Origin of the sequence: Hyphomicrobium sp. GJ21 (genome assembly GCF_001006785.1) — a bacterium.
GTDB lineage: Bacteria > Pseudomonadota > Alphaproteobacteria > Rhizobiales > Hyphomicrobiaceae > Hyphomicrobium_B.
Map to the genome: position 1 here is coordinate 98872 of NZ_CDHO01000004.1, position 23755 is coordinate 122626.

Genomic DNA, 23755 nt, shown 5'->3' on the forward strand with positions numbered 1-23755 from the left:
CCACAATCTCCGAATAGCGTCTCCGAATGACGAACGCTGCATTATGCAATGGACGGATGAAGCCATCGTTCTATCGGTCAAGCCGCACGGTGAAACGGCGGCGGTTATAGAACTGTGGACGCGGACGCATGGCCGCCATCTCGGCCTCGTCCACGGCGGCCGGTCGCGGCGCCTCCGCCCCATCCTGCAACCCGGCAATCACGTCGACGCGACGTGGAAAGCGCGGCTCTCCGATCAGCTCGGCCACGTCACAATCGAAATGCGTCGCGCCTTTGCGGCCGAAACGCTCGACGATGCCGCAGCCCTTGCGGCGCTCTCGACGCTGACGACGCTGACGCATCTGCTGCCCGAGCGCGATCCGCATCCGAACCTCTATGAAATCACCCTGTTCGTTCTCGGCTTCTTGAATGATGCAACGGTTTGGCCGGCGCTTCTCGTGCGCTGGGAACTGGCGCTGCTCGAGGAACTGGGATTTGGCCTCGATCTCAGCCAATGCGCGGCGACGGGGAGCAACGATCAGCTGATCTATGTCTCGCCGCGCACGGGACGCGCCGTGTCGGCGTCCGCTGGCGAACCGTACCGGGACAAGCTGCTTCCGCTGCCCGCGTTTCTGACCAAGCATCGTTCCGGCCATGTGACGGACGACGATATCCGGCTCGGTTTCGCGCTGACCGGACATTTCCTGGAAACGCGCGTTTTACTTCCGCGCGGTCAAAGCCTGCCGCAGCCGCGCTCGCGTCTGTTGGCGCACCTCCCGCAATGATCTCACTCGAGTAGATGCTTTAAGAATTCGGCGACGGAAACTCCGCGCGCGTCCGTTCAAACGTTGACTGGGTGCGAAAGGATCGCCGGATCGTTCGACACGCAGTCTGCCATCGCTTTGCGGAGATTTCCCCCTCTCCGCAAAGAGTCATCTAACGGTCTTTTACGTTCGCGCTCCGAACCTGCAGACGTGATGGGCCGGATCTGGCCCGTTCGGCAGCCCCCCGCCGGACGGGCCATGAATTTTGAAGGGCAGCGATCGCCAATCGTTCGCGCGACCTCGTGGGTCAGGGTCTTCCTGCTCCGACATTAAAAATAGGAAATGCCGTGCGTTGCTCGCATCCTTCAGCAACGGTTCATCGGCGATGTTGGAAATAGAGCCTCATAGCGCTCAACATGTTTTCCTGTTGCGCTTGCGGGAGCGCGGCAGGAATGAACGAGGATCGCAGTGCAAGCTGCGATCCTCGATCCCGCGGTGGTCGCGCCGTTACCTCCAAGCCTCATTCTGGCCATCGTTTAGTTTTCGCCCAACTTTTAATCAGCGATTAAGCATACGACCCTAGTCTGCCCTGAGTTCGGCGCTTGGGGTTGGGTTACCGATGAGTGGGTTGCAGTCGCTTCCGGTTGGGGAAATCGTAAATCGCGGACGCCTTGATGGCGCTGATTTACGCGCCTTAAGACAGGTATTTTACGAAGACGGCATCGTCACCGCGGAAGAGGCCAATCTTCTTTTCGATCTCAATGACGCGTGCCGTGAGCGCCCGGCCGACTGGGCTGACTTTTTCGTCGAAGCCATCACCGACTACGTCGTCTTTCAGGAGAGGCCGCAAGGCTACCTGACCGCCGACAACGCGCACTGGCTGATCGACCGCATCTCTCATGACGGTCGCGTCGACAGCAAGACCGAGCTCGAACTGCTTGTGAACGTTCTCGACAAGGCGCGCTGGGCGCCGGTCAGTCTCGTCAAGTTCGCGCTTGAGCAGGTCAAGGCCGCCGTTATTCATGGCGATGGTCCGCTGCGGGCTGGGAAGTCGCTTGTCGCCGGCACCATCAGCGAGGGCGAAGTCGATCTGCTCCGCCGCATGCTTTATGCGTTCGGTGGCGATGGCCACGTCGCGATTACGCGCGCCGAGGCCGATGTCCTGTTCGATATCGACGAAGCCGTTGCCGATCAGAAACCCAATCCGGTCTGGACTGATTTTTTCGTCAAGGCGATCGCCAACGTGATGATGGCGGCCTCGGGCTACCGCGTTCCCTCGCGCGAGGAAGCGCTTCGCCAGGAAGCGAGCCTGCACGAGCCGGATCAGCAGACATCCGTTCTTGCCGCGCTGCTCTCGATGGTTAGCGCAAACCTCGCGTCGATCCAGGACGCTTATCAGGATCAGACGACTGAAGAGCGCGCGCTGGCCCGCCTCGAGCACCAGCGAATCGAGATCATTACAAACGAAGAGATCACCGAGGCCGAGGCGGCCTGGCTCGTCAGCCGCCTGGGCCGCGACGGGCGCTTGAGCCCGAGCGAAACCGCGCTCGTCAAGTATCTCGAGCAGGAAAGCCCGAAAATCCACCCGTCGCTGAGCGAAGCCGTGGCGCGCCTGGTCCACGCCGCCTGAGAGCAGTGCCGGGAAACGGTGCCAGATCGTTGCCAAATCGGTGCGACCAAAGTCGCGGCTAAAGTCCTTATGCGGCAGGTGATCGCAGGCTAAGGCGGTCCAGCGCCGCCTTGCGTTATTTACGTCGTTCCCGCCACACACTAGAACGGCTCGTTGCATTCCCATAAGCAGCGAAACAAGCAATCACGGCAAAGACCGGGGACGGCCCATGTTCAAAAAAATTCTGATCGCTAACCGCGGTGAAATCGCCTGTCGCGTCATCAAGACCGCGCGCAAGATGGGCATCAAGACCGTGGCGGTCTATTCGGACGCCGACCGCGACTCGCTTCACGTCGAAATGGCCGACGAAGCCGTGCACATCGGCCCGGCGCCGGCCGCGCAGTCCTACCTGATCATGGACAAGATCATCGAGGCCTGCAAAGCGACGGGCGCCGAGGCGGTCCATCCCGGATACGGATTTTTGTCCGAGCGCGAAGCATTCCCGCTCGCCCTGCAGAAGCACGGCATCGTCTTCATCGGCCCGAACGCCAAGGCGATCGCCGCGATGGGCGACAAGATCGAAAGCAAGAAGGCGGCAGCCGCCGCCAAGGTTTCGACCGTTCCGGGCTATCTCGGCGAAATCGGCGACGCGAAGCAGGCGGTCAAGATCGCCAACGAGATCGGCTACCCGGTGATGATCAAGGCCTCCGCCGGTGGCGGCGGCAAAGGCATGCGCATCGCCTATAACGCCAAGGAAGCCGAGGAAGGTTTCCAGCTCGCACGTTCCGAAGCCAAGTCGTCATTCGGCGACGATCGCTGCTTCATCGAAAAGTTCATCGAGAACCCGCGCCACATCGAAATTCAGGTGCTGGGCGATAAGCACGGCAACGTCGTCTATCTCGGCGAGCGCGAATGCTCCATCCAGCGCCGCAATCAGAAGGTGCTCGAGGAAGCTCCCTCTCCGCTGCTCGACGAAAAGACCCGCAAGGCGATGGGCGAGCAGGCCGTCGCGCTCTCGAAGGCGGTCGGCTACGACAGCGCCGGCACCGTTGAGTTCGTCGCCGGTCAGGATCGGTCGTTCTTCTTCCTGGAAATGAACACGCGTCTGCAGGTCGAACACCCGGTCACCGAGCTCGTGACGGGCATCGATCTCGTCGAGCAGATGATCCGCGTCGCGGCCGGTGAAAAGCTGCCCTTCAAGCAGGCGGATATCAAGCTCAACGGCTGGGCCGTCGAAAGCCGCGTTTATGCGGAAGACCCATTCCGCAACTTCCTGCCGTCGATCGGACGCCTCGTGAAGTATCGCCCGCCGGCGGAAGGCAAGAAGGACGGCGTCACGGTTCGCAATGACACCGGCGTCTTCGAAGGCGGCGAGATCTCGATGTTCTACGATCCGATGATCGCCAAGCTCGTGACGCACGCGCCGACCCGCGCCGCCGCGATCGAGGCTCAGGCCGGGGCGCTCGACGCGTTCTATATCGATGGCATCCAGCACAACATGCCGTTCCTGGCTGCAATGATGCAGCATCCGCGCTGGCGCTCGGGCAAGCTCTCGACCGGCTTCATCAAGGAAGAGTTTCCGGACGGCTTCGAGCCACGCGCTCCGGAAGGCGCCGATCTGATCACGCTGGCCGCGGTCGCCGGTGCGATCGATCACCTCGGCAACGCACGCCGCCGCGACATCACTCATCAGATGGCGGGCCGGTCGATCAGCTTCGCCAAGCGCCGGATCGTCAAGGTCGGCGATGCGACGGTCAAGCTCGAGGCGATGGGAGCGATCCCCGGACCTTATTACATCTCGATCTTGAACGATGAGGGTGAGCCGACCAAAACGCTTGAGATCACCTCCGAGTGGTGGCCGGGCGAGCCGGTCTGGCACGGAACCGTGGAAGGCGCCGAAGTCGCCGTTCAGGTCCGCCCGATCGCGAACGGCATGCTGCTTTCCTATCGCGGCATGCAGGCGCCGACATTCGTCTACACGGAACGGGAAGCGGAACTCGCCGCTCTCATGCCGGTCAAGGTCGCGGCCGATATGTCGAAGTATCTGCTGTGCCCGATGCCTGGCCTCGTGAAGGCGATCAACGTCACCGAAGGCCAGGATGTGAAGGCGGGCGACGCGCTTGCAGTCGTCGAAGCCATGAAGATGGAAAACATTCTGAAGGCCGAGCGCGACGGCAAGGTGAAGAAGATCAGCGCCCAGGCCGGCGACAGCCTCGCGGTCGACGCGGTGATCATCGAGTTCGCCTAAAAATAAACGACGATCAAAAAAGACGCGCTGTAGCGCAAGTGCTTCCGGAAAAGTGGGTACAGGTTTTCCGATAAGAAGCACGGCAAAACAAACGCCTAGAGCTAATCCGCGATTCAACGAAAAGCGGATTGGCTCTAGCTGAACTTGGCTGCGGCGCGCCGAAGTCCGCGAAGAATGGGCTCGAACGCCTCTTCGTTCCGCGTCTCCGGATAGACCATGTAGACCGGATAGACGAACTTGCGGGCGCGTTTCGGCTCTCTGACGCGGCCGCGCGCGATGAGCTTTTTCACCATTCGCGCCGGAAAATACCCCGAACACTCATTCGCCAGCAGGTAGTCGAGCGCCATCGGACCGAGATCGAGGCTGATGGCGGGATTGGCATGTTCGGGGAATGCGGCGGCATGATCCTGCACGAAATCGATTCCCCAATCGACGAGAAGATAATCGCTGACGGTGCGCCGGCTCCCGGCTTTCGCCGACGAGACGAGGACGAACTCCTCGTCGAACAGATGCTCGATCGTCAGTCCCGGCGGCAGCGACGGGCGATACATGACGGCGAGATCCAGCGTTCCCTCGATCAGTCGCTGGCTCAATTGGGAAGAGGCGCCCGCCGTCGCCGACAGCGCGATGCCAGGAATTTTCGCCCTCAGTCCCGACGCCCACTTCATCAGAAAGCCGTTCCAAAGACTGAGCGGCGCGCCGACCGAAATGTGCTCCGGATGCTGATCTGCAAGGGAAACTTGAAGCTGCGCCTGTTGCCAGACGCGCACCAGAGCCAGTGCATGCTTCTGAAAGAGTTCCCCAGCGCCGGTCAGTTCGACGCCCGACTTCGATCGCGTAAACAGCGGTCGCCCGAGCAGATCTTCGAGACCTTTGATGCGCGCGGAGACGGTGGACTGAGTGATGTTGAGCTTACGCGCGGCATCAACGAAGCTGCCCGTTTCAGCAACAATCAGAAATGTGCGAGCGAGATTGACGTCCATCGGCTTCGAACTTCACCTCTGCGATAAAAACTCATCTATCGACATTTTCGATATCACCAAACATCAAATTTCGTTTGTGCAACGTCTTGAAGTTTATCAATGTCGAAAATGACTCGACTCGAGTCGGGTCGACAGACGCACGCGTCTGTCAACGATCAAAACGGAAGGACGATCCACAATGGCTAAAGCTGCAAAGAAAGCCGCCAAGAAAGCTCCTGCCAAAAAGGCAGCTAAGAAGAAAAAGAAGTAAATGACTTTTTGCCGTGATCGTAGAAGCGGCCGTATCGAATTTCCAACTCATACGGTTTGCGCGATCGCAGCTCTTCTTATGACCTCGGCTGCTAACGCGGCCACGATTACCAACCGCAGTGATAAGGACGTCAAAATCACGATCACTGAGGGGCCCTCTCGCCAAGACGAGTTTTTGCCGTCCGGCAAGATGATCGATGGGGTCTGTCGGAAGGGCTGCATCATCCGCCTCAACGACAATTCGAAAGACGAGTACGAGCTTCATGGCTCGGAAAGCGTCTCGGTCGATGGGGGATTTCTCTATTATGATTCTTCGAAAGTCGAGGTAGCGCCGACCGGTGGCAGCGACACGACCAACGGAGAGCGAAGTAACTAGAGATTTGATTGCGGCACGTGCATCCGGCGCTTGTATCCCCTCAGGATACAGGCGCCTTTTCTTTTTCAGGTCAGAAACTTAGTCGTCACTTCGCGGGAACGGACTCGACACCCGGAGCCGGCGGCTCGACCCGCTTGGTCGCTCCGAACGTGCGCTCGAAATTCGTGCGAAGCGCAACGTCGACATCATACTGCGTGACCGGCAGGCCGAGGTTCGCAAGACTGGTGACGCCGAAGTCGCGAATTCCGCACGGAACGATCCCGCCATAGTGAGACAGGTCGGGATCGACGTTTATGCTCAAGCCATGCGTCGTGACCCCGCGGCTGACGCGCAGCCCGATCGCGGCGATCTTGTCTTCGGAATTTCCACTCGCCAAAGGGCGCCTGACCCAGACGCCGACTCGATCCTGCCGCGTCTCGCCCTTGACGTTGAACTGAGCCAGCGTGCCGATGATCCAGGCTTCGAGCTGAGTGACGAACGCTCGGATATCGCCCCCTCGCGCTTTGAGGTCGAGCATCACGTAGACGACCCGTTGCCCTGGCCCGTGATAGGTGAATTGTCCGCCGCGTCCCGTGCGAAAGATCGGCAGCGTCGATGGATTGAGCAGGTCCTCGTCTTTCGCTCCCGTGCCGCCCGTGTAGAGCGCCGGATGCTCCAGGAGCCAAACGAGTTCGGGAGACCCGTTGTCGCGGATTGACGCAGCTCTAGCCCGCATCGCCTCGATCGAGAATGGATATTCGACCGGCCGATCGCTGATCGCCCAATCGATCGCGGGCGTGGAACGTGAAACAGCGCGGGAATCGCCGGAAAACATAGTTATTATGTATGGCAGCACGTGCGCTTTCGCAAAGCCTGCTTTGGTCTCGCGTGATCGAATGCGTGCGCTGCCGGTCCCGCGTGCTCTGATCGCGCGCCCTGTTTTTCGGCCCATATGATCGGGAATGCCGATAGAGCCAATCTGGCGCTTGCGTTCGTCAGATCGCTCTGTTACGTCGGGCGTCTTCGCAGTTGGGATCGCTTCGGCGGTTCTGAAACTTGCGATACCCGGGCGTCAGGCCCGGTCTGCGGTTGTGGCGGAATTGGTAGACGCACTACCTTGAGGTGGTAGCGCTGGAAACGGCGTGAAGGTTCGAGTCCTTTCAACCGCACCATTTGGCTCGCCAGCCAATGGTCATCCCGGAAGCCCCCGCCTTCCAGGTTCAGAAGCCCTTAACAGGGACTATCCCGAGGCGCGCTCGCAACGCCGCCGATAGCGCGCTCGCGCAGGCAGGCTTCGCGCTGATAGCATGGGCGTGGCCAGCGTTTGCTTCTCTTCGAGAAATTGGCCTGAGCGCGCGAGCGCCTTCACCGAGGCGGCTCGCAACACGTCTCTGCGCGGGGACGGCTGCTCAGTTGAACAGATTGAACTGCCAGAACGGTGTTTCGTCTTTCGCAGCCGCGGGGGCGCGCGTCTTTCCCTGGGACGAAGGCGCGGTCGCCGGCACGCCGTCGACGATCGCCGGTTTGCCCTGAACCTTCTTGACAGCTCGCGCCCTATGCTTCGCGTCGGGAGCCGGCGTCATCGACCAGACGAGGGAACGCTCCGCCATCGGATCAGCGGCCTTTGCAGCGGTCTTCGACGCGATCGCCTTTTCTGCAGCGGCATCGTAGGAGGCGATTGTTGCGACCGGCGCCTTTGCGACGAGGTGGACGACCTTGAAACCTTTTTCGTGAAGCGCGGCAAGCAGGCCCGGCAGCATCTGTGCGGTCCAGGCGTGAATGTCGTGCATCAGGATGATGCCCTTCTTGCTCGTCGCGAGCTGCGCGAGAATGCGGTTTTTGACGACCTCGGGATTACGCGTGAGGTAGTCCTTCGAGTCGACGTCGACCCAGACCGCGGCGATGTTGCGGTTCTTGAGATACGCTTCCGCCTGGCGGCTCGAGCTCAGGTAGGGAAAGCGGAACAGCGGAGCAATCGGCGCTCCGTTGGCTTTCGCCACCATGGAGACGGCGCTTTCGATCTGCTGGTCAATCGCCTTGGTGTTGGCGAACCGCATGTTCCGATGCGACCACGTGTGGGTGCCGATCGTGTTTCCACCGGCGGCGACCTCGCGAACCATTGCGGGGTCTGCGAGCGCCATCTGTCCGACCATGAAGAAAGTCGCCTTCGTGCACTGGTCGGCGAGCGCTTTCAAAATGGCGCGCGTGCGGGATTTCATCGGGCCGTCGTCGAACGTCAGAACGACCTCGCCGTCGTTCAGAAGCTGCAGCGCGCGCTTCTGATCGCCACCGATTGCAGGTCCGCCGGTGGTATCGATCTCGATCGTGCGAGACACGCCGAGCGTCTTCCCATCGTCCGCGCACGTGTCGGCTTTAACCGCGCCGCCGGCTTCGATCTCAGCATGAAGCGGAGCTGTGGCACCCAGCGACAGCAGCGCAGCAACAGCGATGACAGGCAGAGAAGCGTGCCGCATGAGTTCCTACTTGTTTTCCGGTTCGAACCGGGGATTTGTAGGGGGGTGATTATGAACGTTCAACAAATGCACGGCCCTCTCGCGGCTATCGGCCCGCTCCCTGTGACCCAATAGCCGCGATCCATCGCGGTTTATGGAGGATTTGCGCCGTTTGCGCGACGCCCCGCCGCATCTGAAGGCTCAGGCTGTGCGCCCGCGAAGGGCAGGCGTCGGGCGCTGTTATATTGACGAGGGACTATCAAACAAATGGCCGACATCGACACTGGCTCCGCGACAATCGAAGTTCGCGCGGTCACCGCGGATGATCATGCGGAGTGGCTTCGCCTGTTTCGCGATTACATCGCGTTCTACGAAGAGGATGTTCCCGAGGACGTGATCGCCACCACGTGGCGGCGCTTACTGGCGCAGGAGGACAACATGATCGCGCTCATCGCGATCGCAAACGGCCGTGCCCTCGGCATCGCCAATCTGGTCTTCCATCGATCGACCTGGGCACGCGACTGGTATTGCTATCTGGAAGACTTGTTCGTCGTGCCGGACGCGCGCGGAAAAGGCATCGGCCGGGCGTTGATCGAAGCGGTCTATGCCGAGGCCGACCGGCGCGGCGCATCGCGGACATACTGGGCGACGCAGGCGAAGAACGCGACCGCTCGCGCGCTTTATGATCGCCTCGGATCGCTGACTGAATTCGTCCAGTACCGCCGCTAGCTAGTGGTGCCCAGCGGGAAGCAGGCTGCCGATGTGGTCGAAGAGTTCGACCGCTTGCGGGTAGGCTTGCAGGATCTGCGACATGTCGTTGGAAAGCTCGCGCAGCCGCGCCTTCTGCGTCGGCGTCGGAGTTCCAGCGCGCATTAACAGCTCAAGCTCTGAGAGACGCTGTTCGAGATGTTGCGTGTTGGGCTGGCGCGCATAGAAGCGATGCATCTCGACGATCGCGGAAAGCACGGTGCTGTAGTCGACGAACGCGCTTGCTGGTGGAGACGCGGCGCCGTTGGAGGGCGAGGGAAGAGCGGGCTGGGTGCGGACCTGTCGCGGCGCGCCGCGCGGAGCCTCGGTCGCCGGCGGACGAGTCCTGGGAACGTCGTGCTGCTGCGCAACCCGTTCGCTGGGCGCGGCGACGGCAGCTTGCGCATGGCCCGCGCCGTTCTGAGCGCGCTGCGGCGGCAAACTGGTCTTGCTTCCCGCGAGGCTCTCGATCTGCCCGTTCTCGAAATCGATAGCGAACGCGATCGAGTCGTCTCCGCGATTGATCTTCTCGGTCAGGATGCCGCGAACTTCGTCAAGGATTGCGCTATCGGGCGCCGTGAAGCGAGACAAAACCCCATCATTCGACGAGATGAGCAGATACGGCGTCTTGTCTTGCGGCTTCAGTGCCAGCGCCGCGAAGGCGAGCATGATGAAGCCGAGGAGCACGGTGGCGCCGGTCGGCGCGAGCGGGCCGAACGACAGATCCGGGCGCATCGATCCGAATGTCATCACTAGGAAGAGCGCGGCAAGGCCCCAATAAAGAAGTGTCGGCTTTTGTCTGACGTGGGTGCCGACGGAGACGCTTGCGATGTTCGCAATCGGGATGGTGCGCGACGGCGTGGTCAGAACGCGGCCCTCGATGCGAAGCGCGTCAAACGTCTTCGTCGCCGCGGCGCTCTCGGGGATGCGTCCGTGAAATATCATTATAGGAGTGCTCACTTTCGGAGCTGTCGCACTAGTTCTCGCGCGGAACATAGTCGATCCGCGCCGCAAACAGAAGTCCAGCGAACGGACGCCTGTTGATAGCGCGCTTAGCTCGCCGGAGCATCGAGCTTGCGCGTCAAGTCCTCGAACTCTTTCCGCAGTTCCTCGTTCTTGAAAATCTGATCGAGGCTCGGCGATTCGAGCTTCTGGATCGCCTCGAACGACGTGGAGCTCTCGCGCATCAGATCGCGAAGCTGCACGCTGGCTTCGACGGTTTCATACGTATTATCCGCGATTTTCAGGTCATGCGATGCCTTGAGCCGCGCCTTCGCGATCTGCTCGCGCTGTTGCTGCAGATAGCGGCGATAGCTCTGCGCAGCCGAGTCGGCGATCTTCTGGCTGTCGCGATTCGATTCGAGCGCCCGCTGCTGGTCCGGGCGATTCTCGGCTTTGAGCAGATCGGCCGTCCGCCGCCGCGCCGCCGCGATATCCGAAATGATGGCTTCGAGCTTCGGCAGATACTGCGTATCGATCTTGGCGATCGTCGCGTCCTGCGCCTGCACGAGCATCGCGAAAAGCGCCGCATGCATCGCAAAATAACGCCGCGCCGCGCCCATGTTGTCGCCCGTCGAGCCGATGAGCTTCGCCAGCTGCCCGTCGATCATCTTGGCGGCGTTGAAGACGGCGACGAGGCGGATGAGATCTCCCGAGAGCACGCTGTCGAGCAGCAGATCGACTTGCTCCGGCTGCAATTCGATGCCCGCCGCCTTGAGTGCCGCGGCGATCTCGCCTTTTTCCTTCTTGATCTCAGCGCGGTTGGCGGCGATGCGCTTATTATTTTCCGCGATCTGCGCTTCGATCGAGTCGACGGTATCCGTCAGAACGCCGGGAAAATTTGCGTCCTTGGGCGCGACGAGCTGCTTTTCCTTCAGCTTGACGTTCTGCTCTTCGATGTCGCGAATGTTGTGGCGCAGCACGTCGAGCCGCTTCTGGACGTCGACGACCGGCGCGTTCGTGACGATTCCGAGGGCCGCGTCGAGAAGATCGCGCACCTTGGTGTTGCGGTCTTCGCGCGTTTCCTTCCAGAACGGCGGGATGATGTATTCGTCGCGGCTCGGCAGCTTGCTCGCCCCCGCGCGGGAATCGGCGGCATCCTTGAGCACCGCATCGACGGCCGCCATCAGCGCCTTGGCTTGCTCGTACTGAATATCGCCGTCGCGCGGATCTTGCGCCGCAGCTTTCGCGGCAGCCGCAGCCGGACTGAGCGTGTCGCTCTTCACGGAGGGATCGATCGGCGACGGCGCGTTGGTTTCGCGCGCCTTCAGCCAGTCTGCGATGGCATCGCGCTTTGCCGCCTGCGCGGCCGCAGCGGTTGGAACGACCACACTTGCAATAAGCGCGAGGCATAAGGCCGTCGCGGGCCGTCGCTGAACCGACATGAGCGCCTCCGTCGGCGTCAATGGCACTGAAAATTCTGGCAAATCAATGTTGCGGCAGCGTCGCCGATGCAACAAATCCGAATGCATGCTGGGTTTCTGCGACGTTACAGCCGTGCCGCGATCCTGATCAACCTTAGAAAATCCTCGTCGATGCTGCGCGCATCGTCGAGCAGCAGCATATCCGAAAACGTGGATAGGGATTTGTTAACGGCATCGGCGGGCTTGGCGCGATGAATGCCGGCCGCGCCGAAATTGGCGTAGAGCCTGAGAGCCTTCGGCGACGGAAGCAGAGCCGCGAACGGCGCCGGTGTCCCAATGATGATCAACGGGCTTCGCGCGCTGAACTCCGCCCCAGGAACGGCGCGACCGATTTCGCGTAGAACGAGATCGGCAAGCGGACGCAAACCCTTGGCGTCGGAAAGCAGGCGTTCGATGTCGGATCGCGAGGCCGCGACGGGGGGCGCTGAAGGCGTCGGTGGAGCCGGCGGCGCTGTCTTCGGCACGGCGTGAAATGGGCGACGGTCTAGTTGTCTTGTTGCCTCCGGCGGTCGCGGACGTGCTAGCGGGGGCACGTTGCCGACATCGTCGCCATAGACCAGCCGCCCGCCGTTGTGATGGATGCGCTCCAGCCAGGAAGCCCACGAAAATTGAAACCCCTGATGCCGTAGCCAGTCGATGATTTCGTTGCGATCGCTATGGCCGGAGTGTCGGATGGCAATCATCCAGCCGTCGAGATCGCGGCCGGTGTCCTCCTTGAGGCTGGCGACGAAGTCCCGCTCCATTTCCGCGTAATCGGTGCTCATCAGAGGTCTGCATCAAATCCAGCGTCGCGAGCGCGCTTTATACTCGAGGTAGGCGTCACCGAATTGACGTTCGAGGTGACGTTCCTCCGGGATGATTTGCAGGATCGTCACCAGGATCGCAAAAATCAAAGCCGCGCCGACGAACCAGATCGATTTGGTGATTTCGGCCGTGCCGAGCAGCACCAGCGCATCGCCGATGTAGATCGGGTTGCGAAAGCGTGCGAACGGGCCGGAGGTCACCAGCGCGCTGGATGTTCCAGCGGGATGAAACGTCGTCCCGCTTTTTGCCAGCGTCCTGATGCTCCAGACGATCAGAGCGACGCCGGCAACGCCGAAGCCGACGCCGATCCAATGCGCGGGGCTGTCGTTCATTCCCGGCCACGGAAGCGGCCAAGCGCGCGTTGCGAGCGACGCCGCCGCGATCAGCACGATCAGCAGCACCGGCGGCCAGGGAAAATTGTTTGCGCGCTCGAGGGGCGCAGCGTCTGCGTTCTGTTCGGTCATGGCGGCAATCTACAGCCAAATGCGGCGAACGCCAGCCGGGGAGGGCAACCGCTATTCTGAGGATCGCGAACAGAGCGCGGGTCAGGCCCGTTTCGTCACGGCTGCTTGTTTTTGGCCGCATCGGCGGGCGCCTTGGCCTTCTTGGGAGGCGCGATCCGTGGTGTCGGCGAAGCGATCGGATCAGTTTGCTTCAGTTCGTAATCTAGGTCGTAGCTTTTGCATCCCGAAGCCGCGAGGCGCTGATTATACTCCTGCAGACGCTGCAGATCCGCCGCGTGCTGGCTGTCGGGGTCTCTCCCCTTGGCTGACGTTCCGACCGTCGATGAGAAAGCAGACTGCAGGCCGCGTGAGAAGCCTGATGCCTGCTTGCGATTGTCAAAGCCGCGAAGCTGCAGGATCAGAACCTGCACACGCCCCGACAATTGCTTGCAGTTGAGCTTCTTGTCTTCGATCGGCGCCTGATAGCTCGCACCGTGGTCGCCCTCTTGCCATATGTTGTTCTTCGCGTAAGCGCTGGTAATGATCGACGAGCTGCCGACGCCTGCAGCAAGCGTAAGCGGCACGATAAGCGCAATCAGGCTGAGTGAGGCGAGGAAACGCATTCGCACTCCAGTAAGCGGCCGAACATAAAGCTGAACATGATTCCGCGGCAGGCTAAAGGCAAACCCGGAGTATGTTGCCATCCGATGCTTTTGCGCCGGCAGGCTTGCGCAGCACGCACGCCTCTGATTTCAATAGGATATCTTAAGCCAGGAGGGCCGGCTGATCGGCGCCTCCTGTGCTCGTTCCAGAGGAAAACACCGAATGACGATTGCGCGCGCGGCGCTGATGGCGCTCATCGTGGGTGCGGCGAGTTCTCCGTCGCGGGCCGAAGAGCCGACGCCTGCGCACTTCGCCTGCGACTTCAGTACGGGCTATTCCTGGACGTATGACTCCGGAAAGTTCCGTTCCGAACCGCCGAAGGATCTGAAGTTCGAAATCGGCCAAATCGATCTCGACAAACAGGCCGCAACCCTCATCCTCGATGGCAAATCTTCGAACGCGCTGAAGATCGTGCGCGCTCTGAACGCCAATACTTTCCTTGAAGTCGCCAATGAAGGCTTCCTGAACATCACGACCATCTATGATCGCGATCCTGCGACCGGAGCTTATCCGGCAGTGCATTCGCGCCATTTCGGTCTCTTCGGCCAGCCGATGTTCGCGCAGTATGCGGGAACGTGCACGGCCAAACCCTGAGGCTTCGAAGAGATCGCCGAAGCTGTGGACGGGCGAGTTGCCGTCCTGACGCCGCAGGAGCACAACTACCGGCATGACCCTGCACCTCGTCAAACTCTGCGTCGGCGCAAGCTCCATCGAAGATCTCGCGGACTGGCAGCGCGAAAACCGCCAATGCAAGTCGCGCGACGGCAAGACCTGCGTCTATCATCCGACGTATCAGTCTCCAAAACGGCGCGATGATCTGCTCGATGGCGGGTCGCTCTACTGGGTGATCAAAGGCACGATCCTCGTTCGACAAAAGCTCGTCGGCCTCGAGGAGGGCACCCGAGACAACGGCACGCCGTGCTGTCATATCCAACTTGCGCTGCCGCTCGTTCCCGTGCGGCCGACGCCCCGCCGCGCCTTTCAGGGTTGGCGCTATCTCGAAGACGAAGACGCACCGCCGGATCTCAAGGGCGGCAAGCGAGATCAGGTTGCGGTCATGCCGGCCGAAATGCGAAAGAAGCTCGCCGATCTCGGCCTCCTCTGAAGCAACCAGCTGAGAAGTAATGTCCCGCCCGCCATTCACGCCGACCATCGCGTCGCTGCCCAAGCTTGTTCCTTTTGTCGGACCGGAAGCCCTGGAGCGCGCTCGCGGACGGCCTTTCTCCGCCCGCCTCGGCGCCAACGAAAGCATCTTCGGAGCATCTCCGATGGCCGTTGCCGCGATGCGCGAAGCGGCCGCCGAGAACTGGAAATATTCCGACCCCGAGAATTTCGAGCTGCGCTCCGCAATCGCGGCTCATCACGGCGTCGCAATCGAGAACGTTGTGGTCGGTGAAGGCATCGACGGTTTGCTCGGTCTGACCTGCACGATGTTTCTGACGCCGGGCGCTCACGTCGTCACGACCGACGGCGCTTATCCGACCTTCAATTTCCACGTCCGGGCGCACGGCGGCGCGCTCGATCTCGTGCCGATGCGCGACATGCGCGAAGATGTTCCGCGCCTCATTGAGAGCGCGAAAGCGCTTTCCGCGCGGCTGCTTTATGTATCCAATCCCAACAATCCGATGGGAAGCTGGTGGCCGGCGGAGGCGATGACACAGTTCATCGGCACGCTACCGCCCGAAACGCTTTTGATCCTCGATGAAGCCTACGTCGAAACCGCGCCGGAAGGCACCGCCCCGCCGATCGACGTCGCGAATCCGCAGGTCGTGCATTATCGGACGTTTTCGAAAGCCTACGGACTTGCTGGCGCACGCATCGGTTATGCGATCGGTGAAAGAAGCGTGATTGAAGCCTTCGACAAGGTGCGCAATCACTATGGCATCAACCGCGTCGGCCAGATCGGCGCGCTCGCCGCGATCCGCGATCAGGCGTATCTGCGCGATGCGGTCGGCGCCATTGCTGCCGCGCGAGAACGCATCGCCGCGATCGCATCGGCGAACGGCCTGTCTCCGTTGCCATCCGCCGCGAACTTCGTCGCCATCGATTGCGGCCGCGATGCTGCGTTCGCGGAGCATGTTCTGAAAGCGCTGCTCGACCGCGACGTATTCGTCCGCAAGCCCATCGCCAAAGGGATCGATCACTGCATCCGCGTCTCGTGCGGCCGCGACGAGGATCTCGACGTCTTTGCCAAAGCGCTTCCCGCGGCGATAGAGGACGCGCATCGGTTGTCATAGGCCCCGCCCGAAGACTTATGACAACCTTCGGAATGAAGACAGCGCGCGTCCGAGCCGTTAAGGGAACCGGATGACACGCACCAGCGATTTCAATCTCACCGCAGTACAGCGGCTCCTCAGTCTCGCCGCCGTCACAGCGACCGCGTTCGGCGTCGGACTTTCGTTCGGTATCGGCTTTCCCCTCACGGCCTTGACGTTCGAGGCTTGGGCGCAGCCCAAATGGATGATCGGGCTCGCGGGCGCCGTGCCTGCCATCGCCGTTCTGCTGGCCCTTCCCGTGTTGCCGCGCATCGTCGTGCGCTTAGGCCCTGTTACCGCCATCGCTCTCGGATGCCTCGCCGGAGCCGCCGGATTTGCTGCGCTCTATGCGTTTCAATCGCCTGCCGCGTGGCTGATCATCCGCTTGCTGATGAGCGTCGGATTTGCGCTGCCTTGGCTCGCGGGCGAGACGTGGATCAATTCGGTGTCCGAAGAGTCGACGCGCGGCCGTGTCATTGCGGTCTATGCGATCGTCTTTTTCACGGGGTTCGCGACCGGCCCATTCGTTCTGCAAAATCTCGGGCTCGATGGCCCGTGGCCATTCATCGTCGGGACGCTGGGTTCGGCGGTAGCGAGCATTCCCATATTGCTGGCGCGGCGGTTCGCGCCGGAGTTCTGTCACGATGGATCGAGCGATGTCACGTCCGCGCTTCGCATGGCGCCTGCAGCGATGGCCTCGGCATTCATCGGAGGTTTCGCCGAAATCACCAACCTGTCGCTCATCCCGAACGTCGGGCTCGCAGCGGGGCTGTCGCAGAACGAAGCGCTGGGTCTGCTCAGCGCCATGACGATCGGCGGCATCGCTCTCCAGTTCCCGATCGGCTGGCTGTCCGACAAGGTCTCGCGTCATGCCGTCACGATCGGCCTCGCCGTCGCGTTCGTTCTGCTCGTGCTGCTCTTGCCGTTCGCCTTGGCGAGTTCCGGCCAGGCGAAGGTCGTGTGCTTCCTCCTCGGTGGCGCCATCCTCGGCTTCTATACGTTGGGCCTCGCGGTGATCGGCGAGCGCATTGCGCCGGGCGATCTCGCAGCCGCCAACGCCGCGTTCCTCGTCATGTATCAGGCGGGCTCGATCGTCGGCCCATTCGCGGCTGGCGTGGCGATGACCGCGTCGCCGGTGAATGGCTTCGTCGCGATCATGACCGGCCTGATGATCATTTGCGGGGTCGCCGTCGTGCTGCTCGAAAGGCGGGAGCGCCGCGCAGTCCAGCGTGGTTAACAGATTGTTTGCGCCAACGCGCTAGCTTGCAAGGGTCGAAAACGGAGCCGGCTTTTTGCATTGGCTCAGCCCGGCGCAAGGTGCGTGCGATGATGCGATCGGTTCTGTCTTTTTTCTCGGTGCTGGCGTTCGGCGCGATGACGGCGGCGCTTTTCATCGCGGTTCTGCCGTGGGTATCGGGACACGCGCCGGATAATCTCAAAGCCCTGACCGAAGGCCTGCAATTCAATTCGCTGATGCTGGGCTTGATCTTCGGCCTGATGCTCGGCTCGCTCGGTCGCTACAACTGGGCGGACATTCCGCGCCGCGTCGTGACGTGGTTCCTCGTGCGCGAGCGCCAATTTTTCTATTACGCCCTGATCGCCATCTGCGCCGGCGTGCTGCTGTACTACTGACGCGCTCGAAGGCCATCGGAAAAGGGCGGTCCTTTCGAACCGCCCTTGAGGTAGTGCCTGAAATCTTTGGGTCGCCTCAGACCGAATAGTACATGTCGTACTCGACCGGATGCGGCGTCATCTCGTAGCGCATGTTCTCTTCCATGCGCAGCGCGATGTAGGCGTCGATCATATCGTCGTTCATGACGCCGCCCGCTTTGAGGAAGTCGCGATCCTTGTCGAGGCTGTCGAGAGCTTCGCGCAAGGAGGCCGCAACGGTCGGGATCTTCGCAAGCTCTGCCGGCGGCAGGTCGTAAAGGTTCTTGTCCATCGCAGGGCCGGGATCGATCTTGTTCTGGATACCATCGAGGCCCGCCATCAACATCGCCGTGAATGCGAGGTAGGGGTTCGCGCCCGGATCGGGGAAGCGGACTTCGACGCGCTTCGCCTTGGGGTTCGAAACGTGCGGAATGCGGCACGACGCCGAACGGTTGCGCGCCGAGTAGGCGAGCAGAACCGGCGCTTCATACCCCGGGACGAGACGCTTGTAGGAGTTCGTCAGCGGGTTCGAGAACGCGTTGATCGCCTTCGCGTGCTTCAGGATGCCGCCGATGTAGTAGAGGCACATCTGCGAAAGGTCGGCGTACTTGTCGCCCGCGAACATCGGCTGTCCGCCCTTCCAGATCGACTGATGGACGTGCATGCCCGAGCCGTTGTCGCCGAAGATCGGCTTCGGCATGAACGTCGCCGTCTTGCCGTAGGCCTGCGCGACGCTGTGCACGACGTACTTATAGATCTGCATATGATCGGCCATCATGATCATCGGGCCGAACTTGACACCGAGCTCATGCTGGGCGGCGGCGACTTCGTGGTGATGCTTCTCGACCGAGACGCCCATCTCCGACAGCACAGACAGCATTTCCGAACGGATGTCCTGGCAGCTGTCGATCGGCGGAACCGGGAAGTAGCCGCCCTTGACGCGCGGACGGTGTCCGAGGTTGCCCATCTCGATGTCGGCCGACGAGTTCGTCGGCAGCTCGCTCGAGTCGACCTTGAAGCCGACCGAGTACATGTCCGTCGAGAACTTGACGTCGTCGAAGATGAAGAACTCGGCTTCCGGGCCGAAATAGACTTTGTCGCCGAGACCGAGCGACATCATGTAGGCTTCCGCCTTCTTGGCGATCGAGCGCGGGTCGCGTTCGTAGGGCTGACCCGTCGACGGCTCGAGCACGTCGCAGAACAGAACGACCGTCGTCTGCGCGAAGAAGGGATCGATGTGCGCCGACGTCGGGTCCGGCATCAGCGTCATGTCGGACGCTTCGATCGTCTTCCAGCCCGCGATCGACGAACCGTCGAAGGCGTAGCCGTCGCTGAACACGCTGTCGTCGACGCAGCTGACGTCGGCCGTCACGTGCTGCATCTTGCCTTTGGTGTCCGTGAATCTGAAATCCACGAACTTGGCTTCCTTGTCCTTGATGAATTTCAGGACGTCACTTGCGTTCTTCATAGACACTCCCCTGTCTTGCAATGCGTTACGGCTCCGGGCGAGCCGAGTTGGCCGATTGATGGGTTCAAACGGAATTCGATCGTGCGGTGTTAGATTGCGTCGCGGCCGGATTCACCGGTGCGGATGCGGATGGCGTCCTCAATGGTCGAAATAAAGATCTTGCCGTCGCCGATGCGGCCCGTCTTCGCGGCCTTTTGAATGGCCTCGACGGCCTTGTCGAGCATCTCGTCGCTCAACACGACCTCGATTTTCACCTTCGGTAGAAAATCGACGACATACTCGGCGCCGCGGTAGAGTTCGGTATGGCCTTTCTGGCGGCCGAACCCCTTGGCTTCGATCACAGTAATGCCTTGCAAGCCGATTTCCTGTAGCGCTTCTTTCACTTCATCGAGCTTGAAGGGCTTTATGATCGCTTCAATCTTTTTCATTTTCGTCCCTTGATGATGGGCAGGATGTCGAATGGCGACCCGCACCTGCCCAGTGGCCAAATAGCTAGCAGGGGCCGTGCCAGTCTCGGCACTGGCAACGAATTGTAGGAAAGTCAAAGGCTTAGCTGTGGTCTGCGAATTTAATAGCCAGCCATGATCGAGTTATACGCCTAAAAAACAAGCTGTGTGCTTGAATTTCAGGCGGCAGATGAGGGCGCGGCGCCATGACCGCCGCTGAAGTAGGATCGAGCGCATCGCATGAACGAACTTTTGTCGACGACGGAGATGGCCGAGGCGGATCGTCTGGCCGCTGCGGGAGGAATCCCGAGCCTCGATCTGATGGAAAACGCGGGCCGCGCCGTCGCCGAGGCGACGCTGAAACTGGCCGCCGATCTCTCCCGCCCGAGCGCTCGGATCGTCGTGCTCTGCGGCCCCGGCAACAACGGCGGCGACGGCTTCGTCGCGGCCCGGCATTTGCGCGATCGCGGCTTCGACGTGCGCGTCTTTCTGCTCGGAGATCGCGCCGCGTTGAAGGGCGACGCCGCCGAGATGGCGCGCCGCTGGCCGCTGCCCATTCGCCCTGCATCGCCCGACGCCTTGCAAAGCATGAACATCGTGATCGACGCGCTCTTCGGCGCCGGACTTTCGCGTCCGCTCGATGGTGAAGCCGCCGAACTCGTCGAAGCGGTGAACGCCAGCCGCATCCCGGTGATCGCCGTCGATGTTCCAAGCGGGCTCAACGGTTCGACGGGGCAAAGCGATGGACCGGTCATTCAGGCCCGGAGGACGGTGACGTTCTTCCGCAAGAAGCCGGGGCATCTCCTGATGCCGGGCCGCGACCTCTGCGGCGAGGTCATCGTCGCCCAGATCGGCATCCCGGATAAAGTCCTCGAAACCCTGAAGCCTTCCGTGCACGAAAACCGGACGGACCTCTGGCTGTCCTCGTTCCGTTGGCCTGAGGACGCCGGACACAAGTACGATCGCGGCCATGCCGTTGTCGTCTCAGGACCCGCACTGCAAACCGGTGCGGCTCGTCTCGGCGCACGCGGAGCGATCAGAGCAGGTGCTGGCGTCGTGACGCTCGTCGGCAATACGACCGCAACCGCCATCATCGCCACGCAGGTGACGTCGATCATGGTGCGCTCGGTTGCGGGCCCTGCCGCGCTTACTGATTTTCTCGCCGATACGCGGCGCAACGCCGTGCTGATCGGACCCGGCGCGTCCGTCGGAGCCGAAACGGCGGCGGACGTTCTTGCGATCTTGCGATCCTCTGCGTCTGTGGTCCTTGATGCCGACGCGCTGACGTCGTTTGCCGACGGCGATAAAGACCGTCCCCAACGTGAGTCCGGAATGGGTTTCCTCGTGCGCAACGGCGACAAGGCGCTGAACGCCGACAGCTTGTTTGCCGCGATCAAAGCGCGTTCGGCGCCGGTCGTCCTGACGCCGCACGACGGCGAGTTCAAGCGCCTGTTCGGCGATGTCGGCGGCTCGAAGCTCGATCGCGCGCGGCACGCAGCCGAGCGATCCGGAGCGATCGTCATTCTGAAAGGAAGCGACACGGTGATCGCCGAACCCGAAGGCCGCGCGGCGATCAACGCGAATGCGCCGCCCTGGCTCGCGACCGCCGGATCGGGCGACGTGCTGGCTGGATTCGTCGTCGGTCTTCTGGCGCAGCGCATGCGGGCGTTCGAAGCTGCCTGCGCGGCGGTTTGGCTGCACGGCGAAAGTGCGCGCCGCTTCGGCATCGGTCTGATCGCTGAAGATTTGCCTGAGCTGTTGCCGCCAGTGCTGGCCGATCTTCACAGCCGCAAACGGCGTTAAACGCGCCCGGCCTGCTTCAACTGATCGTCGGCATGAAGAAACGCCTCGACTTCCGAGGTCGCGGGCGGGCTCGTCTCCGAAACGCCAAGCAACGCCATCAGCTGCGCGATTTCGACGAACTTTCGCGCCTTGCGATCATAGAGGCCGCCCTTGAACAGCGCCCGCGCTGCGACCTGGCCGTCGCGCGGTCCGCCGTCGATGACGAAAATCTGCTCCATGACAACGAGGTTCGCATCCCAGCACAGCAGTTTGGTTTCGAGGCGGAATGGCTGAAACGGACGAAGCTCGCGCTGGAAGCGGATGGTGATGGCGCTCGCAATCGGCGTCCATTTGTGGCGCATCACCTCGCGCCAGAGCCCCGACCTGACCATGGTGTCAAGCCGTCCAAGATCCATCAGCGTCAGATAGCGGCCGTTGTTGAGATGAAACGAAAGGTCGAGATCGTGCGGCCATACCCGGAAATTCAGCGTCGACGATTCGCGCGGCAGGCTGACAGGCCCGCGTCGCCGCGCCGTCAGCAGGAGCCATAAAAGCCGCAGCCAGAGGTTCATCGGAACGGTCTCCGAAACGAGACTTGCAGCGTCACGCAGGCCCTACCTATAGTCAAACAGGCCGACTGCCGCGGCAGTTCGCAATTGCTCCTTGCCGGGCCATAATGGCAATTTAAGAGGACTGTACGGCGAATCGCTTGGACGTCCGGCTGGAAAGGTGAACGACAGGAATGCTGCGGCCACTAAGCTTCGCGCAGATACTCGTTGCGTCGGCTTTCGTCACGAGCGGAGCGATGGCCGCCGAGGGCGTGCCGCAGCCGTCCGCCGCCGAGCAGGGCGCGGCGCAAATGGTGCGCGGCGACGTCGCGACTGCTGTGACGGCCTACACGGAAGCGCTGCGCGATACGGGCCTCGCCAACGACCGCCGCGCGACGATCCTGAATGATCGCGCCGTCGCCAACGCACGGCTCGGCCAGATCAAGCTGGCGCTCGAAGACTACAATCACGCGGTCGAGCTGTTTCCCGAATATCCCGTTGCTTACAACAATCGCGGCAACCTGCTCGTGGCCGTCGGCCAGCTCGACGAGGCGATGAAGGATTTCGACCGGGCGCTCGTGCTCGCGCCGGGCTACGCCGCTGCGTATTCCAATCGCGCCAACGCCGAGATGAAGCTCGGCAAGCCCGCGGTCGCGATCCGTGATTTCACGAAGGCGATCGAACTGTTGCCGGCCAGCGCGCCGCCGCTTTCCGGGCGCGGCTTGGCCTATCTCGCGACCGATAAGCCGCACGCTGCCATCCGCGATTTTTCGCGTGCCGTCAGCGCCGATGCGCGCTTTGCGACCGCTTATCGCAACCGCGCCGAAGCGCGCATGACCATCGGTCTGCGTGACGACGCGATCGAGGACTTGTCCCGCGCCATCGCGTTCGACGTCAATAACACCGAACTCTACGTCGTTCGCGGCTACGCCTATCTGCTGAATGCCAATACCGCCTCGGCGTTGAAGGATTTCTCCCGCGCCATCGAACTTGATCCCAACGCGAGCGCGGCGTTCGAAGGGCGCGGCCTCGCCAACAGTTTCGCGGAGGCCTCCGACGAAGCCTATGCGGATTTGAACCGCGCCATCGAACTCGATCCCCGATCGCCGGTCGCATATGCGTTCCGCGCCGTCGTCTACAAACAGAACAATCAGCCGGACATTGGAGCGAAGGACGTCGAGACGGCGATCAAGCTCGATCCGAACTCGCCCGAAGCGCTCTGGGCGCGCGGCGAGATCGCGGAGGCGAACGGCCATGCCGATACCGCGATCGCCGATCTGCGACGTGTGCTGCAACTGAAGCCGAGCTGGCAGTTCGCGGCCGACGCGCTGAAGCGGCTGGGCGCACCGATCGATGACGGCGATGATAAACCGCAGCCGGTGCTCGATATCCCGAAATGGCATGTCGTCCAGAACGGAAAGACATACACCGCCGTGAGCGACGACTACGGGCAAATTCGCGTGCCGCTTGAAATGATCGGCGAAGGCTTGCCGAAGCTGCTCGACTGGGAGGTGAAAACAGCCCCCTATGCGAGCTACGGCATCCTGCGTTTCTCGGGCGGTAGCGTTCCCGGCAAAAACGGCCCCGAAGACACCGAACTCGCAGCCATCGTCGATATCGCGGCGGCGAAGGTGATCGCGATCCAGCCCAACAAGCAGGGCGCGCGCGTCGCGACCTGGACGTGGGACGGCGATCACCTGCAAGTCGCGAGCGTCGACGGCGTAACCGACGAGTATCAGCTACGCACCGTCGCGGTTGCGGCGGCCGCACCGGTTCCTCAACGTCGCTATGAGTCTTGGGAGTCGCGGGAAACGCGTCAGCGGCGCGCCGCCAAACCGAAAACGATCTTCGACTTTTTGTTTGGCAACTGACGTCGTGCCGCAAGAA

At 61.8% G+C, this 23755-nt stretch carries 23 protein-coding genes and 1 tRNA gene; 13 read left to right on the forward strand and 11 right to left on the reverse strand.

The annotated features are described in order from the left end of the window. The first annotated feature begins 43 nt into the window (after window positions 1–43). The 3 genes from recO to HYPGJ_RS18095 all read left to right on the forward strand — a co-directional run bounded on the left by recO (window position 44) and on the right by HYPGJ_RS18095 (window position 4599). Window positions 44–763 (forward strand): DNA repair protein RecO, encoded by a 720-nt coding sequence (recO, locus tag HYPGJ_RS18085; protein WP_046848615.1) that lies wholly within the window; start codon window positions 44–46, stop codon window positions 761–763. A 598-nt stretch (window positions 764–1361) separates the two neighbouring features. Beyond that, window positions 1362–2372 carry a hypothetical protein gene (locus HYPGJ_RS18090; protein ID WP_046848616.1) on the forward strand — a complete coding sequence of 337 codons (1011 nt, stop codon included), beginning with the start codon at window positions 1362–1364 and terminating at the stop codon, window positions 2370–2372. A gap of 208 nt (window positions 2373–2580) precedes the next feature. Then, window positions 2581–4599, forward strand: a complete 2019-nt coding sequence (locus tag HYPGJ_RS18095) for an acetyl/propionyl/methylcrotonyl-CoA carboxylase subunit alpha (protein ID WP_046848617.1) — start codon at window positions 2581–2583, stop codon at window positions 4597–4599. Window positions 4600–4733: 134 nt separating this feature from the next. Here HYPGJ_RS18095 and HYPGJ_RS18100 read toward each other — a convergent pair whose 3' ends face one another. Further along, complete coding sequence (locus HYPGJ_RS18100; protein ID WP_013216193.1) at window positions 4734–5582, reverse strand: LysR family transcriptional regulator; 849 nt, start codon at window positions 5580–5582, stop codon at window positions 4734–4736. 328 nt (window positions 5583–5910) lie between these two features. Between HYPGJ_RS18100 and HYPGJ_RS18105 the strand changes: the two genes are divergently transcribed. Next, window positions 5911–6207: a hypothetical protein gene (locus tag HYPGJ_RS18105; RefSeq protein ID WP_244466293.1), complete on the forward strand. Its 297-nt coding sequence runs from the start codon at window positions 5911–5913 to the stop codon at window positions 6205–6207. 85 nt (window positions 6208–6292) lie between these two features. Here HYPGJ_RS18105 and lipB read toward each other — a convergent pair whose 3' ends face one another. Further along, window positions 6293–7021: a lipoyl(octanoyl) transferase LipB gene (gene lipB, locus HYPGJ_RS18110; protein WP_046848619.1), complete on the reverse strand. Its 729-nt coding sequence runs from the start codon at window positions 7019–7021 to the stop codon at window positions 6293–6295. Between the two features lie 250 nt (window positions 7022–7271). Between lipB and HYPGJ_RS18115 the strand changes: the two genes are divergently transcribed. Beyond that, a tRNA-Leu gene (locus HYPGJ_RS18115) sits at window positions 7272–7358 on the forward strand. A gap of 237 nt (window positions 7359–7595) precedes the next feature. Here HYPGJ_RS18115 and HYPGJ_RS18120 read toward each other — a convergent pair. Then, window positions 7596–8660 (reverse strand): polysaccharide deacetylase family protein, encoded by a 1065-nt coding sequence (locus HYPGJ_RS18120; RefSeq protein ID WP_046848620.1) that lies wholly within the window; start codon window positions 8658–8660, stop codon window positions 7596–7598. Between the two features lie 246 nt (window positions 8661–8906). Between HYPGJ_RS18120 and HYPGJ_RS18125 the strand changes: the two genes are divergently transcribed. Next, window positions 8907–9368 carry a GNAT family N-acetyltransferase gene (locus HYPGJ_RS18125; RefSeq protein WP_046848621.1) on the forward strand — a complete coding sequence of 154 codons (462 nt, stop codon included), beginning with the start codon at window positions 8907–8909 and terminating at the stop codon, window positions 9366–9368. On the opposite strand, the gene HYPGJ_RS18130 is transcribed toward HYPGJ_RS18125, so the two are convergent. The 5 genes from HYPGJ_RS18130 to HYPGJ_RS18150 all read right to left on the reverse strand — a co-directional run bounded on the left by HYPGJ_RS18130 (window position 9369) and on the right by HYPGJ_RS18150 (window position 13679). Continuing rightward, on the reverse strand, window positions 9369–10331 hold the full coding sequence (locus tag HYPGJ_RS18130; protein WP_046848622.1) for a DUF6232 family protein: 963 nt from the start codon (window positions 10329–10331) through the stop codon (window positions 9369–9371). A 107-nt stretch (window positions 10332–10438) separates the two neighbouring features. Then, window positions 10439–11770: a hypothetical protein gene (locus HYPGJ_RS18135; RefSeq protein ID WP_046848667.1), complete on the reverse strand. Its 1332-nt coding sequence runs from the start codon at window positions 11768–11770 to the stop codon at window positions 10439–10441. A 104-nt stretch (window positions 11771–11874) separates the two neighbouring features. Then, window positions 11875–12573, reverse strand: a complete 699-nt coding sequence (locus HYPGJ_RS18140; RefSeq protein ID WP_046848623.1) for a hypothetical protein — start codon at window positions 12571–12573, stop codon at window positions 11875–11877. A gap of 12 nt (window positions 12574–12585) precedes the next feature. Continuing rightward, the gene (locus HYPGJ_RS18145; protein ID WP_046848624.1) at window positions 12586–13077 is read right to left on the reverse strand and encodes an isoprenylcysteine carboxylmethyltransferase family protein; all 492 of its coding nucleotides are present in this window, start codon (window positions 13075–13077) and stop codon (window positions 12586–12588) included. A 95-nt stretch (window positions 13078–13172) separates the two neighbouring features. Further along, the gene (locus tag HYPGJ_RS18150; RefSeq protein ID WP_046848625.1) at window positions 13173–13679 is read right to left on the reverse strand and encodes a hypothetical protein; all 507 of its coding nucleotides are present in this window, start codon (window positions 13677–13679) and stop codon (window positions 13173–13175) included. 202 nt (window positions 13680–13881) lie between these two features. Between HYPGJ_RS18150 and HYPGJ_RS18155 the strand changes: the two genes are divergently transcribed. The 5 genes from HYPGJ_RS18155 to HYPGJ_RS18175 all read left to right on the forward strand — a co-directional run bounded on the left by HYPGJ_RS18155 (window position 13882) and on the right by HYPGJ_RS18175 (window position 17606). Further along, entirely contained in the window at window positions 13882–14313 is a 432-nt protein-coding gene (locus tag HYPGJ_RS18155; RefSeq protein WP_046848626.1) for a hypothetical protein, read from the forward strand. A gap of 73 nt (window positions 14314–14386) precedes the next feature. Next, window positions 14387–14824 carry a DUF1489 domain-containing protein gene (locus HYPGJ_RS18160; RefSeq protein WP_046848627.1) on the forward strand — a complete coding sequence of 146 codons (438 nt, stop codon included), beginning with the start codon at window positions 14387–14389 and terminating at the stop codon, window positions 14822–14824. Between the two features lie 19 nt (window positions 14825–14843). Next, a complete protein-coding gene (locus HYPGJ_RS18165) occupies window positions 14844–15956 on the forward strand; it encodes a pyridoxal phosphate-dependent aminotransferase (RefSeq protein ID WP_046848628.1) in 1113 nt (370 codons plus the stop codon). Between the two features lie 70 nt (window positions 15957–16026). Next, window positions 16027–17211 carry an MFS transporter gene (locus HYPGJ_RS18170; protein ID WP_046848629.1) on the forward strand — a complete coding sequence of 395 codons (1185 nt, stop codon included), beginning with the start codon at window positions 16027–16029 and terminating at the stop codon, window positions 17209–17211. A gap of 89 nt (window positions 17212–17300) precedes the next feature. Beyond that, on the forward strand, window positions 17301–17606 hold the full coding sequence (locus HYPGJ_RS18175) for a hypothetical protein (RefSeq protein ID WP_046848630.1): 306 nt from the start codon (window positions 17301–17303) through the stop codon (window positions 17604–17606). A 76-nt stretch (window positions 17607–17682) separates the two neighbouring features. On the opposite strand, the gene glnA is transcribed toward HYPGJ_RS18175, so the two are convergent. Next, window positions 17683–19092, reverse strand: coding sequence for a type I glutamate--ammonia ligase (gene glnA, locus HYPGJ_RS18180; protein WP_013216178.1), 1410 nt, complete (start codon window positions 19090–19092; stop codon window positions 17683–17685). Window positions 19093–19181: 89 nt separating this feature from the next. Continuing rightward, window positions 19182–19520 (reverse strand): P-II family nitrogen regulator, encoded by a 339-nt coding sequence (locus tag HYPGJ_RS18185; protein WP_013216177.1) that lies wholly within the window; start codon window positions 19518–19520, stop codon window positions 19182–19184. A 258-nt stretch (window positions 19521–19778) separates the two neighbouring features. Between HYPGJ_RS18185 and HYPGJ_RS18190 the strand changes: the two genes are divergently transcribed. Further along, entirely contained in the window at window positions 19779–21341 is a 1563-nt protein-coding gene (locus HYPGJ_RS18190; protein ID WP_046848631.1) for a bifunctional ADP-dependent NAD(P)H-hydrate dehydratase/NAD(P)H-hydrate epimerase, read from the forward strand. Here the strand turns inward: HYPGJ_RS18190 and HYPGJ_RS18195 are convergent. After that, the gene (locus HYPGJ_RS18195; RefSeq protein ID WP_046848632.1) at window positions 21338–21892 is read right to left on the reverse strand and encodes a thioesterase family protein; all 555 of its coding nucleotides are present in this window, start codon (window positions 21890–21892) and stop codon (window positions 21338–21340) included. The two genes, HYPGJ_RS18190 and HYPGJ_RS18195, sit on opposite strands and share 4 nt — an antisense overlap. 170 nt (window positions 21893–22062) lie before the next feature. Here HYPGJ_RS18195 and HYPGJ_RS18200 point away from each other — a divergent pair, with 170 nt between their 5' ends. After that, complete coding sequence (locus HYPGJ_RS18200; protein ID WP_046848633.1) at window positions 22063–23739, forward strand: tetratricopeptide repeat protein; 1677 nt, start codon at window positions 22063–22065, stop codon at window positions 23737–23739. Window positions 23740–23755 lie beyond the last annotated feature (16 nt).

Coding starts and splice junctions, on each gene's coding strand:
- recO (WP_046848615.1), top strand. CDS start 44: ATGCAATGGACGGATGAAGCCATCGTTCTATCGGTCAAGCCGCACGGT.
- HYPGJ_RS18090 (WP_046848616.1), top strand. CDS start 1,362: ATGAGTGGGTTGCAGTCGCTTCCGGTTGGGGAAATCGTAAATCGCGGA.
- HYPGJ_RS18095 (WP_046848617.1), top strand. CDS start 2,581: ATGTTCAAAAAAATTCTGATCGCTAACCGCGGTGAAATCGCCTGTCGC.
- HYPGJ_RS18100 (WP_013216193.1), bottom strand. CDS start 5,582: ATGGACGTCAATCTCGCTCGCACATTTCTGATTGTTGCTGAAACGGGC.
- HYPGJ_RS18105 (WP_244466293.1), top strand. CDS start 5,911: ATGACCTCGGCTGCTAACGCGGCCACGATTACCAACCGCAGTGATAAG.
- lipB (WP_046848619.1), bottom strand. CDS start 7,021: ATGTTTTCCGGCGATTCCCGCGCTGTTTCACGTTCCACGCCCGCGATC.
- HYPGJ_RS18120 (WP_046848620.1), bottom strand. CDS start 8,660: ATGCGGCACGCTTCTCTGCCTGTCATCGCTGTTGCTGCGCTGCTGTCG.
- HYPGJ_RS18125 (WP_046848621.1), top strand. CDS start 8,907: ATGGCCGACATCGACACTGGCTCCGCGACAATCGAAGTTCGCGCGGTC.
- HYPGJ_RS18130 (WP_046848622.1), bottom strand. CDS start 10,331: ATGATATTTCACGGACGCATCCCCGAGAGCGCCGCGGCGACGAAGACG.
- HYPGJ_RS18135 (WP_046848667.1), bottom strand. CDS start 11,770: ATGTCGGTTCAGCGACGGCCCGCGACGGCCTTATGCCTCGCGCTTATT.
- HYPGJ_RS18140 (WP_046848623.1), bottom strand. CDS start 12,573: ATGAGCACCGATTACGCGGAAATGGAGCGGGACTTCGTCGCCAGCCTC.
- HYPGJ_RS18145 (WP_046848624.1), bottom strand. CDS start 13,077: ATGACCGAACAGAACGCAGACGCTGCGCCCCTCGAGCGCGCAAACAAT.
- HYPGJ_RS18150 (WP_046848625.1), bottom strand. CDS start 13,679: ATGCGTTTCCTCGCCTCACTCAGCCTGATTGCGCTTATCGTGCCGCTT.
- HYPGJ_RS18155 (WP_046848626.1), top strand. CDS start 13,882: ATGACGATTGCGCGCGCGGCGCTGATGGCGCTCATCGTGGGTGCGGCG.
- HYPGJ_RS18160 (WP_046848627.1), top strand. CDS start 14,387: ATGACCCTGCACCTCGTCAAACTCTGCGTCGGCGCAAGCTCCATCGAA.
- HYPGJ_RS18165 (WP_046848628.1), top strand. CDS start 14,844: ATGTCCCGCCCGCCATTCACGCCGACCATCGCGTCGCTGCCCAAGCTT.
- HYPGJ_RS18170 (WP_046848629.1), top strand. CDS start 16,027: ATGACACGCACCAGCGATTTCAATCTCACCGCAGTACAGCGGCTCCTC.
- HYPGJ_RS18175 (WP_046848630.1), top strand. CDS start 17,301: ATGATGCGATCGGTTCTGTCTTTTTTCTCGGTGCTGGCGTTCGGCGCG.
- glnA (WP_013216178.1), bottom strand. CDS start 19,092: ATGAAGAACGCAAGTGACGTCCTGAAATTCATCAAGGACAAGGAAGCC.
- HYPGJ_RS18185 (WP_013216177.1), bottom strand. CDS start 19,520: ATGAAAAAGATTGAAGCGATCATAAAGCCCTTCAAGCTCGATGAAGTG.
- HYPGJ_RS18190 (WP_046848631.1), top strand. CDS start 19,779: ATGAACGAACTTTTGTCGACGACGGAGATGGCCGAGGCGGATCGTCTG.
- HYPGJ_RS18195 (WP_046848632.1), bottom strand. CDS start 21,892: ATGAACCTCTGGCTGCGGCTTTTATGGCTCCTGCTGACGGCGCGGCGA.
- HYPGJ_RS18200 (WP_046848633.1), top strand. CDS start 22,063: ATGCTGCGGCCACTAAGCTTCGCGCAGATACTCGTTGCGTCGGCTTTC.